The organism is Roseateles sp. (assembly GCF_046300915.1).
Classification (GTDB): domain Bacteria; phylum Pseudomonadota; class Gammaproteobacteria; order Burkholderiales; family Burkholderiaceae_C; genus Kinneretia.
Window position 1 is genome coordinate 1 of the sequence record NZ_JBKCLH010000049.1, and the last position, 15535, is coordinate 15535.

General features: G+C 64.9%; 19 protein-coding genes. 15 read left to right on the forward strand and 4 right to left on the reverse strand.

Features of this window, described 5'->3' with window-relative positions:
* Nucleotides 1-226: 226 nt before the first annotated feature.
* Together ACK5F2_RS03595 and ACK5F2_RS03600 are read right to left on the reverse strand one after the other, a co-directional pair.
* Complete coding sequence (locus tag ACK5F2_RS03595) at nt 227-1240, reverse strand: HpcH/HpaI aldolase/citrate lyase family protein (protein WP_409862850.1); 1014 nt, start codon at nt 1238-1240, stop codon at nt 227-229.
* 101 nt (nt 1241-1341) lie between these two features.
* Nucleotides 1342-2331, reverse strand: coding sequence for a malate dehydrogenase (locus ACK5F2_RS03600; protein ID WP_409862852.1), 990 nt, complete (start codon nt 2329-2331; stop codon nt 1342-1344).
* 257 nt (nt 2332-2588) lie between these two features.
* Here ACK5F2_RS03600 and ACK5F2_RS03605 point away from each other — a divergent pair, with 257 nt between their 5' ends.
* The 7 genes from ACK5F2_RS03605 (at nt 2589) to gltA (ending at nt 8448) form a co-directional block, all read left to right on the forward strand.
* Nucleotides 2589-3362, forward strand: a complete 774-nt coding sequence (locus ACK5F2_RS03605; RefSeq protein WP_409862873.1) for a GntR family transcriptional regulator — start codon at nt 2589-2591, stop codon at nt 3360-3362.
* 104 nt (nt 3363-3466) lie between these two features.
* A complete protein-coding gene (sdhC, locus tag ACK5F2_RS03610; RefSeq protein ID WP_409862854.1) occupies nt 3467-3910 on the forward strand; it encodes a succinate dehydrogenase, cytochrome b556 subunit in 444 nt (147 codons plus the stop codon).
* Nucleotides 3911-3936: 26 nt separating this feature from the next.
* Entirely contained in the window at nt 3937-4296 is a 360-nt protein-coding gene (sdhD, locus tag ACK5F2_RS03615; RefSeq protein ID WP_409862856.1) for a succinate dehydrogenase, hydrophobic membrane anchor protein, read from the forward strand.
* A gap of 2 nt (nt 4297-4298) precedes the next feature.
* Entirely contained in the window at nt 4299-6074 is a 1776-nt protein-coding gene (gene sdhA / locus ACK5F2_RS03620; RefSeq protein WP_409862858.1) for a succinate dehydrogenase flavoprotein subunit, read from the forward strand.
* Nucleotides 6075-6098: 24 nt separating this feature from the next.
* Entirely contained in the window at nt 6099-6800 is a 702-nt protein-coding gene (locus tag ACK5F2_RS03625) for a succinate dehydrogenase iron-sulfur subunit (protein WP_409862859.1), read from the forward strand.
* Between the two features lie 25 nt (nt 6801-6825).
* Nucleotides 6826-7107 (forward strand): succinate dehydrogenase assembly factor 2, encoded by a 282-nt coding sequence (locus ACK5F2_RS03630; RefSeq protein ID WP_409862861.1) that lies wholly within the window; start codon nt 6826-6828, stop codon nt 7105-7107.
* Between the two features lie 30 nt (nt 7108-7137).
* A complete protein-coding gene (gene gltA, locus ACK5F2_RS03635; RefSeq protein ID WP_409862862.1) occupies nt 7138-8448 on the forward strand; it encodes a citrate synthase in 1311 nt (436 codons plus the stop codon).
* Between the two features lie 90 nt (nt 8449-8538).
* Here gltA and ACK5F2_RS03640 read toward each other — a convergent pair whose 3' ends face one another.
* Nucleotides 8539-9024 carry an NINE protein gene (locus ACK5F2_RS03640; protein WP_409862863.1) on the reverse strand — a complete coding sequence of 162 codons (486 nt, stop codon included), beginning with the start codon at nt 9022-9024 and terminating at the stop codon, nt 8539-8541.
* Nucleotides 9021-9554, reverse strand: coding sequence for an N-acetyltransferase family protein (locus ACK5F2_RS03645; RefSeq protein WP_409862864.1), 534 nt, complete (start codon nt 9552-9554; stop codon nt 9021-9023). Before ACK5F2_RS03645 ends, ACK5F2_RS03640 begins: the two co-directional genes overlap by 4 nt.
* Nucleotides 9555-9814: 260 nt before the next feature.
* On the opposite strand from ACK5F2_RS03645, the gene rpsP reads away from it, so the two are divergent.
* From rpsP to ACK5F2_RS03685, 8 genes are all read left to right on the forward strand, one after another.
* Nucleotides 9815-10066, forward strand: a complete 252-nt coding sequence (gene rpsP / locus ACK5F2_RS03650) for a 30S ribosomal protein S16 (RefSeq protein ID WP_133604692.1) — start codon at nt 9815-9817, stop codon at nt 10064-10066.
* Between the two features lie 6 nt (nt 10067-10072).
* A complete protein-coding gene (gene rimM / locus ACK5F2_RS03655) occupies nt 10073-10666 on the forward strand; it encodes a ribosome maturation factor RimM (protein WP_246030867.1) in 594 nt (197 codons plus the stop codon).
* 40 nt (nt 10667-10706) lie between these two features.
* Nucleotides 10707-11492, forward strand: a complete 786-nt coding sequence (gene trmD / locus ACK5F2_RS03660) for a tRNA (guanosine(37)-N1)-methyltransferase TrmD (protein WP_409862866.1) — start codon at nt 10707-10709, stop codon at nt 11490-11492.
* A gap of 159 nt (nt 11493-11651) precedes the next feature.
* Nucleotides 11652-12005 carry a 50S ribosomal protein L19 gene (rplS, locus tag ACK5F2_RS03665; RefSeq protein WP_133604921.1) on the forward strand — a complete coding sequence of 118 codons (354 nt, stop codon included), beginning with the start codon at nt 11652-11654 and terminating at the stop codon, nt 12003-12005.
* Nucleotides 12006-12076: 71 nt separating this feature from the next.
* Nucleotides 12077-12772: a CoA pyrophosphatase gene (locus ACK5F2_RS03670; protein ID WP_409862867.1), complete on the forward strand. Its 696-nt coding sequence runs from the start codon at nt 12077-12079 to the stop codon at nt 12770-12772.
* Nucleotides 12773-12821: 49 nt separating this feature from the next.
* A complete protein-coding gene (locus tag ACK5F2_RS03675; RefSeq protein ID WP_409862868.1) occupies nt 12822-13811 on the forward strand; it encodes a CobD/CbiB family protein in 990 nt (329 codons plus the stop codon).
* Nucleotides 13812-13854: 43 nt separating this feature from the next.
* The gene (locus tag ACK5F2_RS03680) at nt 13855-14727 is read left to right on the forward strand and encodes a LysR family transcriptional regulator (protein ID WP_409862870.1); all 873 of its coding nucleotides are present in this window, start codon (nt 13855-13857) and stop codon (nt 14725-14727) included.
* Between the two features lie 102 nt (nt 14728-14829).
* On the forward strand, nt 14830-15535 hold a 706-nt coding region (locus ACK5F2_RS03685; protein ID WP_409862872.1), incomplete at its 3' end, for an agmatine/peptidylarginine deiminase.

Sequence of the window (15535 nt, forward strand, 5' to 3'; positions counted from 1 at the left end):
GCTTGACGCTGCTGTTGCCGGGCTTCGGGGCGGCGGGAGTCTGTGCCAGGGTGGCGCTGGCGCAGGTGGCGCTCAACACGAAAGTCAGAAGGGATGCGAACTTCATGGCGATCAGGGGCGGGCGCCCCGATAGGGTGAAAACTTGTGCGGCAATGTAGCGCCAGTTGATGGCGTTGCCGCGGCGTGCAGCTGGGCGATTGTTACGGCATGTCCCGCCCGTTGGCTCTTATGCATTACCCGCAAGAGGTGGGGCGAAGTAGTCGCGTTCCACCTCGATGGGCAGGGGCTGGCCCGTCTGGTGGGCCCGTTCCAGCAGCTGCCAGTAGTAGCGGTAGCTGGCGCGGTCGTGCAGCACGTCGCGGTACTGGATGGGGGCCCAGGCGGCGGCCTGGGCGGCATGGATGATGTCTATGGCCTCATCAATCTCGGCCGTGCTCGGGGCGAAGGCGTCGATGATGGGCCGGATCTGGTTGGGGTGGATGCTCCACATGCGGGTGTAGCCCAGCTCGCGGGCTGCGCGCTGGGCAGCCTCCTGGATGGCGCTGGGATGTTTGAATTCCGTGACCACGCAGTGTGAGGGCGTCTTGCCATGGGCGTGGCTGGCGGCGGCAATTTCCAGCTTGGCGCGCAGCACCAGCGGGTGGCTGAACTGGCCTTGGAGGCTCATGCCTGCGCGCGGGATGGCGCCGCGGTGGGCCGAGACGAAATCCATCAGGCCGAAGGACAGCGACTCGATGCGGGGCAGGGCCGCAATCTGCCAGACCTCGCGCAGCGCGCCATGGGTCTCGATCAGTGTGTGCAGGGGCAGTGGTTTGCGGATGCCGTTGCGCGCCAGGGTGGCATCCACAAAGGCAATGGCCTGCTCCACCTCGGCCGCGCTCTGCGGCTTGGGCAGCATCAGATAGGCCAGCTTCTCGCCCGCCCGGGCGATCAGGCCGTCCACATCGGCTTCGAAACTGGGGTGATCCAGCGGGTGAACGCGGGCGCCCACGCGGCCGAAGCGGTTGGCGGCGCTGTTGAGCAGTTCGGCCACGAGCAGCACGTGCTCCGCCTCGCCGCCAATGGGGGCGCCATCCTCGCAGTCCAGGGTGATGTCAAAGACCGGCCCCATCTCGCCCTGCAGTTCCAGGCTCTTGCGCATGCGCGCCTCGACGCCGCAATAGTGGTCCACCACGGGCAGGCGTGGAGCGGCATCGCCTTCGTCAAAAAGGGCAAGCTTGGGGTGCAGGGCGGTACTCATGGAAATCCTGGCCAGAAAAAAAGGGCCAGCGTGGCTGGCCCTCTCAGTGTGAAGAAACATGACGGACGGCGCCAGTCATGTTTTCGCTCAGGCGAGCGGGATCACAGCAGGTGCTTGACGCCGTTCTGCTCTTCCAGCAGTTCATTCAGGGTCTTGTTGATGCACTCTTGCGAGAAGGCATCGATCTCCAGGCCCTCGACGATCTTGTACTCGCCGCCCTCGCAGGTCACGGGGTAGCCGAACATCACCTCGGCGGGAATGCCGTACTCGCCCTTGGACGGGATGCCCATGGTGACCCACTTGCCGTTGGTGCCCAGGGCCCAGTCGCGCATGTGGTCGATCGCGGCATTGGCGGCCGAGGCGGCGGAGGACAGACCGCGGGCGGCGATGATGGCGGCGCCGCGCTTGCCCACGGTGGGCAGGAAGGTGTTGCGGTTCCACTCTTCATCGTTGATCAGGGCCTTGACGCCCTGGCCGTCGATGGTGGCGAAGCGGTAGTCGGCGTACATGGTGGGCGAGTGGTTGCCCCACACGGCCAGCTTCTCGATCGAGCCCACGGCCTTGCCGGTCTTGGCGGCGATCTGCGAGGCAGCGCGGTTGTGGTCCAGGCGCAGCATGGCGGTGAAGTTCTTGGCCGGCAGATCCGGGGCCGACTTCATGGCGATGTAGGCATTGGTGTTGGCGGGGTTGCCCACGACCAGCACCTTGACATTGCGCGAGGCGACGGCATTCAGGGCCTTGCCCTGGACCGTGAAGATCTGGGCATTGGCGGCCAGCAGGTCGGCGCGCTCCATGCCGGGGCCACGCGGGCGGGCGCCGACCAGCAGGGCGTAGTCGGTGTCCTTGAAGGCGGTCATCGGGTCGCTGTGGGCTTCGATGCTGGCCAGCAGCGGGAAGGCGCAGTCTTCCAGCTCCATGATCACGCCCTTGAGCGCGTTCTGGGCCTTCTCGTCCGGGATCTCCAGCAGTTGCAGGATCACCGGCTGGTCCTTGCCCAGCATTTCGCCCGAGGCGATGCGGAACAGCAGGGCGTAGCCGATCTGGCCGGCGGCGCCGGTAACGGCGACGCGAACGGGTTTCTTGTTGCTCATGTGGAAGCTCCGAGAGAAGTGAAGGATTCGGTTTGTCGAGCCCGTCGCCGCCGGCGGAATTGGCCGGGGTGGCTGCGCCCGCGAGTTTAGGACAGTCCGAGGGGTTGCCCGAGCTCTGTCAACGCGGATCGCATGCCCGGTGGCTGTAGCGCGTGATTATGCGCCGGGTTTGGACTTTTTGTTCGTCTTATGTCTTATACAAGACATTAGTCAACTTTAGTGGACTTGATGCGCTGGGCTGTGTTGCAATTCGCGCCATGCCAGCTTCGCCGCATCTCCCTGCCGACACCGCGCGTGACACCGCGCGTGCGGAGGGGGCCCCATCCTTCAGCCCCTTGTATCGGCAGATCAAGGGCTTGATCATTGGCGGCTTGCAGGCTGGTGAGTGGAAGGCGGGGGAGGCCATTCCCAGCGAGCTGGAGCTGGCGGCGCGATTCGGTGTCAGCCAGGGCACGGTGCGCAAGGCTGTGGACGAGCTGGCGGCCGAGAGTGTGCTGGTACGGCGTCAAGGCAAGGGCACCTTCGTCGCCACTCACGCCGAGCAAAAGATTCAGTACCGCTTTCTGCGTCTCGTGCCGGACGAGGGGTCGGAGTCGCTGGGGCGGCAGTTGCTGGATTGCCGCCGGCAGCGCGCGCCTGCGGCAATAGCCCGACAACTGCAGATGAGATCGGGCGATGCGATGATTGAAGTGCGTCGCTTGTTGCACAGCAAGGGGCTGCCGGTGGTGCTGGACGATATCTGGCTGCCGGGTGCCTTGTTCAAGGGTTTGACGGCCGAGCGGCTGGAGCAACATCGCGGCCCCTTCTACGGTCTGTTCGAGGCGGAGTTCGGGGTGCACATGATTCGCGCCCAGGAGAAGATACGTGCTGTTGCGGCTGATGCCGAAACGGCGGAGTTGCTGAAAGTGGCGGTTGGCGCGCCTTTGCTGAGTGTGGAGCGTCTTTCCTTCACTTATGGGGACAAGCCGGTGGAGTTCAGGCGCGGGCTTTACAGCACGGCAGCCCACTTCTACCGCAATGAGCTGAACTGAGTCTTGCGGCAATCGTGGTGTGTGCATGGCGCACGCTACCGCCAGAGTCTGTATTGCATTGCAATAAAATCGATTGGTTTCACGTTGATTACACAAGGTCGGACATGACGAACGCCACCCAAAGCGCTACCAAAAAGCGACCGGTCTATCGGAACATCAACCTCTTCACCGATGTTCGAACCTACCGCCTTCCGGCAGCCGGCTTTGTATCCATCCTGCACCGCGTGAGCGGCCTGCTGATGTTTCTGCTGCTGCCCTTCATCCTCTGGATGTTTGACAACAGTCTGAGCTCCGAGATTTCCTACGAGGCCTTCACCAATGCCTTCGTGGCCGGTATCGGCTTTGTGCCGGCCTGGTTTGTGAAGCTGGTGGTGCTGGCCTTGTCCTGGGCTTATCTGCACCACTTCATCGCCGGCGTGCGCCACCTGTGGATGGACGCCACCCACAGCGTGAGCAAGGAGCAGGGCAAGTCCTCGGCCGTGATCACCCTGGCTCTGAGCCTGGTGCTGACGGCGCTGGTGGCGGCCAAGCTGTTCGGCCTGTACTGATTTCAAGAAACGAGAGGTCTACCCAAATGAGTACCTTCGGCTCCAAACGCCTGGTCGTCGGCGCCCACTACGGGCTGCGTGACTGGCTGGCCCAGCGCATCACCGCCGTGCTGATGGCCCTGTTCACCCTTGTGCTGCTGGCTCGCTTCCTGATGCCCGGCGAGCTGGGTTATGACCACTGGGCCGCGATCTTCGCGCCGCAGTGGATGAAGCTGCTGACCTTCGTCACGATCATTTCCCTGGCGTATCACGCCTGGGTGGGTGTGCGCGACATCTGGATGGATTATGTGCAGCCGGTGGGTCTGCGCCTGGCGCTGCAGGTGTTCACGCTGGTGTGGTTGGTGGGTTGCGCCGGCTGGGCGATCCAGGTGCTGTGGAGAATTTGAAAATGCAAATTGGATCGACGCTCGCAAAGCGCAAGTTTGACGTGGTGATCGTGGGTGCCGGCGGGTCCGGCATGCGCGCCTCGCTGCAGCTCTCGCTGGCCGGCCTGAATGTGGCCGTGCTGTCCAAGGTCTTCCCGACCCGCTCGCACACCGTGGCCGCCCAGGGTGGTATCGGTGCCTCGCTGGGCAATATGTCGGAAGACAACTGGCACTACCACTTCTTCGACACCGTCAAGGGTTCGGACTGGCTGGGTGACCAGGACGCGATCGAGTTCATGTGCCGTGAGGCGCCCAAGGTCGTGTACGAGCTCGAACACTTCGGCATGCCCTTCGACCGCAATGCCGACGGCACGATCTACCAACGTCCCTTCGGCGGCCACACTGCCAATTACGGCGAGAAGCCGGTGCAACGCGCCTGCGCCGCGGCCGACCGTACCGGTCACGCCCTGCTGCACACCCTGTACCAGCAGAACGTCAAGGCCAAGACCCAGTTCTTCGTCGAGTGGATGGCGCTGGACATCATCCGCGACGCCGACGGCGATGCCGTGGGCGTGACCGCGCTGGAGATGGAGACCGGTGAGGTCCACATCCTGCAGGCCAAGACCGTGCTGCTGGCCACCGGCGGCGCCGGCCGCATCTTCGCGGCCTCCACCAATGCCTTCATCAACACCGGTGACGGTCTGGGCATGGCGGCGCGCGCCGGCATCCCGCTGGAGGACATGGAGTTCTGGCAGTTCCACCCCACCGGCGTGGCCGGCGCGGGCGTGCTGCTGACCGAAGGCTGCCGCGGCGAGGGCGCCATCCTGCGCAATGCCAATGGCGAGCGCTTCATGGAGCGCTATGCGCCCACCCTGAAGGACCTGGCACCGCGTGACTTTGTCTCGCGCTCCATGGACCAGGAGATCAAGGAAGGTCGCGGCTGCGGTCCCAACAAGGACTATGTGCTGCTGGACATGACCCACCTGGGTGCCGAGACGATCATGAAGCGCCTGCCCTCGGTGTTCGAGATCGGCCACAACTTCGCCAACGTCGACATCACCAAGGAGCCGATTCCCGTGGTGCCGACCATCCATTACCAGATGGGTGGCATTCCGACCAATGTGCACGGCCAGGTGGTTGTGCCCAAGAACGGCAAGCACAACGACATCATCAACGGCCTCTACGCCGTGGGTGAGTGCTCCTGCGTGTCGGTGCACGGCGCCAACCGCCTGGGCACCAACTCCCTGCTGGACCTGGTGGTGTTTGGCCGCGCGGCCGGCAACCACATCGTCGACTTCAACCTCAAGACCAAGTCGCACAAGGAACTGCCCAAGGACGCGGCCGACAAGACGCTGGAGCGTCTGGCCCGCCTGGAGTCCGCCAGCAGTGGCGAGTACGCCCAGGATGTGGCCAACGACATCCGTTCGACCATGCAGAAGCACGCCGGCGTGTTCCGCACCCAGGCCAGCATGGACGAGGGCGTGGTTCGCATCAAGGAAGTGGCCGAGCGCGTCAAGAGCATCGGCCTGAAGGACAAGTCCAAGGTCTTCAACACCGCCCGCGTTGAGGCATTGGAAGTCGAGAACCTGATCGAGGCCGCCAAGGCCACCATGATCTCGGCCGCCGCCCGTCCGGAGTCGCGTGGTGCCCATGCCCACAACGACTACCCCAACCGCGATGACGCGAACTGGATGAAGCACACCCTGTGGTACTCCGAAGGCGACCGCCTCGAGTACAAGCCTGTGAACCTGCAGCCGCTGACCGTCGAGTCCGTGCCGCCCAAGGTCCGCACGTTCTAAGCAGCAAGGATTGAGAGCCAAGACATGAAGCGCACTTTCCAGATCTACCGCTACGATCCTGACAAGGACGCCAAGCCCTATATGCAGACCATCGAGATCGAGCTCGATGGCCATGAGCGCATGCTGCTGGACGCCCTGGTCAAGCTCAAAGCCGTGGATCCCACGCTGAGCTTCCGCCGCAGCTGCCGCGAAGGCGTCTGCGGTTCGGACGCGATGAACATCAACGGCAAGAACGGCCTGGCCTGCTTGACGAATATGCGCACGCTGCCGGGCACCATCGTGCTCAAGCCGCTGCCGGGTCTGCCGGTCGTGCGCGACCTGATCGTCGACATGACCCAGTTCTTCAAGCAGTACCACTCGATCAAGCCCTTCCTGATCAACGACAACCCGCTGCCCGAGAAGGAGCGTCTGCAGTCGCCCGAGGAGCGCGAGGAGCTGGACGGTCTGTACGAGTGCATCCTGTGTGCCAGCTGCTCGACCAGCTGCCCCAGCTTCTGGTGGAACCCCGACAAGTTCGTGGGCCCCGCCGGTCTGCTGCAGGCCTACCGCTTCATCGCCGACAGCCGCGACCAGGCCACGGGTGAGCGCCTGGACAATCTGGAAGACCCCTACCGTCTGTTCCGCTGCCACACCATCATGAACTGCGTCGATGTCTGCCCCAAGGGTCTGAACCCCACCAAGGCCATCGGCAAGATCAAGGAACTGATGGTGCGTCGCGCCGTCTGATCCTGTCGCATTGCACCTCGCACACATGGTTCACGCTGCTCCCGACGCGCTCATCGACGAGCGTTCGCTTTCCAAGCTCAAGTGGCGCTGCCGGCGCGGCTTGCTGGAAAACGATCTCTTCATCGAGCGCTTCTTCCAGAAGCACGAGAGCAGCCTGACCGTGTTCCAGGCCGAGGGTCTTCGCCAGCTCATGGAACTGTCGGACAACGATCTGATGGATCTGCTGCTGCGCCGCAAGGAGCCCGAGGGCGAGCTCGACCGTCCCGATGTGCAAGAAGTCCTGGGTCTGCTCAGGACGCCTTCGTAAACGAATCCCAAGAAGTCATAAGGAATGCCCATGACCCCCTCTGACGTCAAAGCCACCCTGTCGTTCACGGACGGCAGCCCCAGCATGGACCTGCCCATCTACAAGGGTTCGGTGGGTCCGGATGTGATCGACATCCGCAAGCTCTATGCGCAGACGGGCAAGTTCACCTATGACCCGGGCTTCCTGTCGACGGCGTCCTGCAACTCGACCATCACCTACATCGATGGCGACAAGGGTGAGCTGCTGTACCGCGGCTACCCCATCGAGCAGCTGGCCGTGAACTGCGACTATCTGGAAACCTGCTATCTGCTGCTGTACGGAGAGCTGCCGAACCAGAGCCAGAAGGATCAGTTCGTCGAGCGCGTGACCAAGCACACCATGGTCAACGAGCAGATGCAGTTCTTCCTGCGTGGTTTCCGCCGCGACGCTCACCCCATGGCCGTGATGACCGGTCTGGTGGGCGCCATGTCGGCCTTCTATCACGACAGCACCGATATCAATAACCCCGAGCATCGCGAGATTGCGGCCATCCGCCTGATCGCCAAGATGCCGACCCTGGTCGCGATGGCCTACAAGTACACCATCGGCCAGCCCTACATCTACCCGAAGAACGATCTCTCGTACGCCGGCAACTTCATGCGCATGATGTTCGCCACGCCCTGCGAGGATTACAAGCCCAATGACGTGCTGGTGCGCGCCATGGACCGTATCTTCACCCTGCACGCCGACCACGAGCAGAACGCCAGCACCTCGACCGTGCGTCTGTGCGGCTCCTCGGGTACCAACCCCTTCGCTGCCATCGCCGCCGGCGTGGCCTGCCTGTGGGGCCCGGCTCACGGTGGTGCCAACGAGGCCTGCCTGAACATGCTGGCCGACATCCAGCAGATGGGTGGCGAGGCCAAGATCGGCGAGTTCATCAAGCAGGTCAAGGACAAGAACAGCAACGTCAAGCTGATGGGCTTCGGCCATCGCGTCTACAAGAACTACGATCCGCGCGCCAAGCTGATGCGCGAGACTTGCCACGAGGTGCTGAACGAACTGGGTCTGCAGAACGACCCGCTGTTCAAGCTGGCCATGTCGCTGGAGAAGATCGCGCTGGAAGACGAGTACTTCGTGGCCCGCAAGCTCTACCCGAACGTGGACTTCTACTCGGGCATCGTGCAGCGCGCCATCGGTATCCCCGTGCCGCTGTTCACCGCCATCTTCGCCCTGGCCCGCACGGTCGGCTGGATCGCTCAGCTCAACGAGATGATCAGCGATCCCGAGTACAAGATCGGCCGTCCGCGCCAGCTCTTCGTCGGTGCAGCTGCCCGCGACGTCAAGCCCATCGCTCAGCGCTGAGGCTTCAGGCCTGCGGCAGGCGGATCTTGATCCGCTTGCCCGCAGCGCCGCACTACAACCCGCAAGCCGAGTGGCGGCCTGCGGGTTGTTTCATTTCTGGGCGGGGGCTGGGTGTTGGGCGTCGCCGGCCGACGCCGCAGTTTCTGCCTGAAGCTCGAAGTAGCGCTGTGCGCTGAAGGCGATGGTGCTCATCAGCACGGCGCCCCCAATCAGCAGGCTGAGCACCACACCGATGATGGCGCCCCAGCCGCTCGGGCGCCCCGGCAGCCCGGGGTTGTACCGCTCCTGCCACTTCTCGTCGGGGGTGAGCCCATAGATGATGGCGCTGAGCATGGCCGCAGCTAGGCTCAGCCCGAGCATGGGCATCAGCAGCCAGCTCAGGCGATCGTCCTGGCCCAGTGTTTCCATGCGTTGCAGCCCTTGCAAGCCCAGCAAGGTCGGCGGAATGTGCAACCAGCCCCATAGGTCCTTGAGACCGTACAGGTAGAAACGGTGCAGACCCAGGCTGCCCAAGAGCAAAGCCAGCCAGGTGCTGACGGTTTTGGACTTGCGGCTCGTCACGCTGTGGTCGCTCATTCGGGGCTGCTCTGGTCGCCCAGACCCAGCTGGCGCTGCATCAGCACCACATCGAGCCAGCGGTCGAACTTCCAGCCGGCGCTCTTGAGCACACCGGTGTGCTCGAAGCCCAGCGCGGTATGCACGCCAATTGAGCCCTTGTTCTCGGCGTCACCAATGACGGCCAGCATCTGGCGGGCACCGGCGGCCTCGCAGCGGCTGATTAGCTCGGCCAGCAGCAGGCGGCCCACGCCTTGGCCCTGGGCCTCGGGGTGCAGGTAAATCGAGTCCTCCACGCAGAAGCGGTAGGCCAGGCGGGGGCGAAAATAGTTGGCATAGGCATAGCCCAGCACCTGCTCACCGCGCACAGCGACCAGCCAGGGCAGCTGGCGCCCCAGCACCTCCTGGCGTCGACGAGCCATTTCCTGCTCATCAGGCACCTCGGTTTCGAAGGTGCCGGTGCCGTGAAGTACCGCGTGGGCATAGATGGATTGGATGGCGGGCAGGTCGGCCGCGGTGCTGGACCGTATCAGCAGGGCAGGGGGCGTCATAAAGACTCTGGCGTTAGGGTTGTCTGAGTTTATAATGCCGGATTTTGGTGCTGGTCGCTTGTTCGCAAGCCGCGGTCAAAAAGCCGGATGCGGGGAATCATCCCAGGGTATTTCGGCTGGCGCGAGTCTTGTGGGCGAGAGGCGTATCTACGGTGCCAAACCTTGCTTGGGGTGTTTTTCAGCCCCGGGTTTTTCGATCTGCTCGCCCTGAGTGTCTCCTGGTGCGGTGGAACGCTTTAGAGATCATCAAAGGATTCATCATGGTCGTGATTCGACTCGCACGCGGCGGCTCCAAGAAGCGCCCCTTCTACAACATCGTCGTGGCCAACAGCCAGCAGCGCCGTGACGGCCGCTTCATCGAGCGCGTGGGCTTCTACAACCCCGTGGCTTCCGGCGCTGCCGAAAGCCTGCGCGTGGCCCTGGATCGTGTCAGCTACTGGACCGGCGTCGGCGCCCAGCTGTCGCCCACCGCCGCTCGTCTGGTCGAGCAGGCCAAGAAGGCTGCCGCCTAAATCACGGTGCTGAAGCAAGCCGCATCCTCCCAAGAGCGCGATCCTCTGGCCTGGCCCGAGGACGCTGTCGAAGTCGGGCGCGTGCTTGATGCCTGGGGCATCAAGGGCTGGGTCAAGATCCAGTCTTATTCCACCGATGCCCAGGCGCTTTTTTCCTCCCGGCGCTGGTTTCTCCAGCCGCCCGAGGGCAAACCGGTGGCAAAGCCTTTGCCATCGGTTCTCAAGATTCTGTCGGTGCGCGAACACGGCGAGGGCATTGTGGCCCAGGCCGAAGACGTCGCGGATCGCAATGCGGCCGAAGCTCTGCGCGGCGCTCGCATCTTCATCTCTCGCTCCGCCTTCCCCAAGGCCGACCCGAACGAGTACTACTGGGTCGATCTGATCGGCCTGGCCGTGCACAACCGTCAGGGCGAGCTGCTGGGCGAGGTCGTGGGCCTGCTGGACACCGGTCCCCACAGCGTGCTGCGTATCGCACCGCCGGGCCTGCCCCAGCCGGTCAAGCCCGACCAGGAGCGCCTGGTGCCTTTTGTCTCGGCCTTTGTCGATGAGGTGAGCCTGCCCGAGCGGCGCATCACCGTCGACTGGGGCTTGGACTACTGAAGCCCGCGCCGCTGACCGCGGCCGCCGGTCTGCCGTCGCGATGCGCTTCGACCTGATCACGCTTTTCCCCGAACTCTTCGGGCCGCATCTCAGCGTGGGCGTGACGCGCCGCGCCTTCGAGAGCCGCCAGGTCGATGTGCGCCTGTGGCAGCTGCGCGACTACGCCGAAGACAACTACCGCCGCGTGGACGATCGCCCCTATGGCGGCGGCCCCGGCATGGTGATGCTGGTCGAGCCGCTGGAGCGCGCCCTGGCTGCGGTCAAGGCCCAGCGCCTGACGGAGAGCGCAGAGGCGGCGCCCGCCATCATCCATTTCAGCCCCACGGGCCGTCGCATCGACCAAGCCCTGGTGCAGGAGCTCGCGACCGGCCCTGGCGCCGTGCTGCTTTGCGGCCGTTACGAGGGCATGGACCAGCGCTTTCTGGACCGCCACGTCACGCTGGAGCTGACCCTGGGCGACTTCGTGCTCTCCGGCGGCGAACTGCCGGCCCTGGCCCTGCTGGACGCCATCGCGCGCCTGCAGCCCGGGGTGCTCAATGACGCGGCTTCCCACCAGCAGGACAGCTTCTCGGACGGCCTGCTTGACTGTCCGCACTACAGCCGCCCCGAGCTGCTGCACACGCCCGATGGCGAGGCTCTGCCGGTGCCGCCGGTGCTGCTCTCCGGGCACCACGCCCAGATCGCGCGTTGGCGCCGCGAGCGTTCCCTGGCCCTGACCTGGACCCGTCGCCCCGAGCTGATCGAAGCCGCTCGCCAGGCCGGCCGCCTGAGCCGGGCGGACGAGAAATTCCTGGCCACTTTGACGAAGCCCGACAGCCCGCTATAATCGTGGGCTTTTCGATCCTCTACCGGGCTGCGCGCTGAGTTTCAAGCGTGCGACAAGGTCAGTACCGGTGTGCAGATGGCGGGCCTCGTGCCCGGCGGCTTGCCCACCTCAACCTGGCTTAAATTCCGCGCCGGCATGATCGCCTGGAGTGCAAACCCCATGAATCTGATCCAAACCCTCGAGCAAGAAGAAATCGCTCGCCTGAACAAGACCATCCCGGCCTTCGCCCCTGGCGATACCGTGATCGTCAGCGTCAACGTGGTTGAAGGCACCCGCAAGCGCGTGCAGGCCTACGAAGGCGTCGTGATTGCCAAGCGCAACCGCGGCCTGAACAGCAGCTTCATCGTCCGCAAGATCTCGAGCGGCGAAGGCGTTGAGCGTACCTTCCAGCTGTACAGCCCGCTGATCGCTTCGATCGAAGTGAAGCGCCGCGGTGATGTGCGCCGTGCCAAGCTGTACTACCTGCGCCAGCGTTCGGGCAAGTCGGCTCGCATCAAGGAGAAGCTGGCTTAATTGCCGCTTTCCCTTCGCAGAAAACCGCCCCTCGGGGCGGTTTTTTGTTTTCCGCCTTAAGCTTGCACCCCATGTCCCGCCCGCCGATCCTGAATCCGCAAGCCGTGCCCGTGACGGGCGTCGATACCCATCTCCCCGCCGTGCCCGCCGCCGCCCTGAGCCCGGCTGCCCTGCGCCAGCGCTTTGGGGCGCCGCCGGTCTGGCAGCCCGAGATCGCTGGCGATGGCGCTCGCTTTGCCCAGCGGGAGCCGGCCGCGGCCGCGGTGCTCGTGCCCCTGGTGATGCATGAGAGCGGCACGTGTCTGCTGCTGACCCGGCGCACGGCGCATCTGCGCTCGCATGCGGGCCAGATCAGCTTTCCCGGCGGCCGGGTCGAGCCCGATGACGGCGGCGTGGTAGAGACCGCGCTGCGCGAGACGGCCGAGGAGATTGGCCTGCATCGCGCACAGATCGAGGTCATCGGCCAACTCCCCACCTACACCACGGTCACCGCCTTTGAGGTCACTCCCGTGGTGGCTCTGGTGCGGCCCGACTTCACGCTCACACTCGATGCTGGCGAGGTGGATGAGGCCTTCGAGGTGCCGCTGGACCATCTGATGAATCCAGCCCACCACCAGCGGCATACCTTCCGCTGGGAGGGTGGCGAGCGTCAGTTCCTGTCCATGCCCTGGCGACAGCGTGACGCCCAAGGGGTGTTGCGCGAGTACTTCATCTGGGGAGCCACCGCGGCCATGCTGCGCAATCTCTACCGTTTCCTGAGCGCCTGAGCCCCGTCTGCTCACGACAAGCGCCGGGCCGCGGCTATCATCCCCGCCCATGAACTTCTTTGCGGTCTTGTTCGCGCTGATCTGCGAGCAACTCAAGCCCCTGCCTCATGGCAATCGCATCCATGACGGCGTGATCTCCTGGGTCCGCTGGACCGGTCGCAATTTCGACGCCGGCCGGGAGCACCATGCCGGCGTGGTCTGGGCCATTACCGTCATCGGGCCGGCCCTGCTCACCGCGGCCGTGTACATCGCCCTGCGTCAGTTCAGTGTGGTGCTGGCCTTGGCTCTCGATGTCTTGCTGCTCTATCTCACCCTGGGCTTCCGGCAGTTCAGCCACTATTTCACCGATATCCGTGAGGCGCTGGAGCGGGGGGACGAGCTGGAGGCACGACGCCTGCTGGCCGAGTGGCGCCACCTAGATGCCAGCGAGCTGCCGCGCAGCGAGCTGCTGCGCCATGTGATTGAGCATTCCCTGCTCGCGGCGCATCGCCATGTGTTCGGCGTGTTCTTCTGGTTTGTGCTGCTTTCCACCCTGGGCCTGGGTCCGGCGGGCGCGGTGCTCTACCGCATGGCCGAATTCGCCAGCCGCTACTGGGCCTTCAAGAGCCGTACCCTGGACGCGCCCACCAATGAGCGCCTGATGCAGCTCTCGCGTCAGAGCTTTGGCTGGATCGACTATCTGCCCTCGCGCCTGACCGCCACCGGCTTTGCCATCGTGGGCAACTTCGAGGAGGCGGTGAACGGCTGGCGCCGCGACGCCCGGCTGTGGTTGCACGCCAATGAGGGCATCATCCTGGCCGCCGCCGCGGGCGCCTTGGGCGTGCAGCTGGGTGGCTCGGCCGCCCCGGGCGTGACGCCGGACCGCAGCAAGACCTTCGAGGCCGGCGGCGATGCCGAGGCCACCAGTGCCCAGGGCTCCACGCCCGGCCAGGCGCCAGTGCTGGGGCACCTGCAAAGCGTGGTGGGCCTGGTCTGGCGCTCCGTGGTGCTGTGGATGCTGCTGCTGGCCTTGCTGACCCTGGCCAACCTGGTTGGCTGAGGGCCGGCCGGCAGCACGGCGGCCCACTGGCCTTGTGCCTCTCATGAGCTCCCGGACCAAGCTGCCGTCTTTCAAGTTCCTGCTGGGCTTCGAGGCCGCGGCGCGCCTGGGCAATTACTCACGCGCGGCCGACGAGCTCTGCCTCACGCAGTCGGCCATCAGCCACCAGATCGCGCAGCTGGAGCAGCAACTGGGCCAGCCCCTGTTTCGCCGCAAGGGGCGCGGTGTGGAACTCACGGTGGCCGGCCGTTTGCTGCTGGACAGCGTCGGCAAGTCCCTGGACCAGCTGCGCCAGGGGCTGAACCGCATCGAGACCTATATGGACGACCAGCTCGTCACGGTGGTCTGCCCGGCGCCCATCGCTACCGGCTGGCTGCAGCCGCGCCTGGAGCGCCTGCAGCAGGATCATCCCGGCCTGTGTCCCATCATCTCGGTGGACGAGAGTGCCCGCTATGTGGACGAGCTGGACGTGGACATCCTGATCACGGCCCAGCCCCTGAGGCAGCCGGGCCTGTTGGCGCTGCCGCTGCTGAGCGATGCGCTGGTGGCGGTCTGTGCGCCGCCGCCCGAGCCTGTTTCGTCGGCCTACACGGCCGGCCTGCTGTGCCTGGAGAGCGACCTGACCAGCGACCAGGTCGGCCCCTTCATCCGCGAGCATTTCGGTGCCCTGCGCAAGTTGGCCATCTATGACGATCCGCGCTTGCTGCTGGATGCCGCCTTGCGCGGTCGCGGCCTGGCGCTGCTGTCGTCGCTGCTGGCCAGCGAGGCCCTGGCGGACGGTCGGCTGCGCCGGCTGGAGGCCTATCCCAGCCTGCGGCTGGAATCGCTGTGGATCAGCCGCGCCGAGGGCGAAACGCGCTCACCGCTGGTGCGCGGCGTGTTCGACAGTCTGCTGGCCTATGCCCAGGGTGATTGAATAAAACATGAGCTTTGTTGATGAATTGATCCAATAAACATCAGTTTTGTAAATGGATCAAAGTCGCAAGAATGCGTCTTCCTGGTAATAACCCTGAAGACGATGAATGTGCGACGTAGCTTGCTGGGCCTGGGCGGCCTCGGCCTGATGAGTTCCCTGCTGAGCGCCTGTGGTGGAGGTGGAGGCGGTGACACGGGAGGTGGCTCCACGCCCCCTCCCAAGCCCGCGCTGGGCCCCGAAACCTGGCGCATGCCCGACGAGGGGGGCGAGCCGCACCGCGCGGTCTGGATGGCTTTCGCGGGGCATGCCTCGGTATGGGGTGATTTGCGCGAGCCGGTGCTGCAGGCGCTGGCGCGCATCGCCAATGCGATCGTGGTGGTGGAGCCGGTCAAGATGCTGGTCGGCGCCGCCGATCTGGCCGAGGCCCGGCGGCTCTGCGATCCGGCGGTGCAGTTGATTGAGCATGAGGTCGACGATCTCTGGATGCGAGATACCGGCTGCGTCTTCGTGCGCAACGGCCGCGGCGAACGCGCCGCGGTGAGCTTCAACTTCAATGGCTGGGGTGGCAAACAGGCCCATGCCCGCGACGCCACGGTGGCGGCCCGAATGGCTGCGCTCAGCGGAGTGCCGCTGCTGCGCAGCCGCCTCGTGCTGGAGGGGGGTGGTATCGAGGTGGACGGTCAGGGCACGGCCATCATCACCGAGAGCTGCGTGCTGAACGCGAACCGCAATCCTGGCGTGAGCAAGGCCGAGGCCGAGCAGGAGCTCAAGCGCCTGCTCGGCCTGGAAAAGATCATCTGGCTGCCAG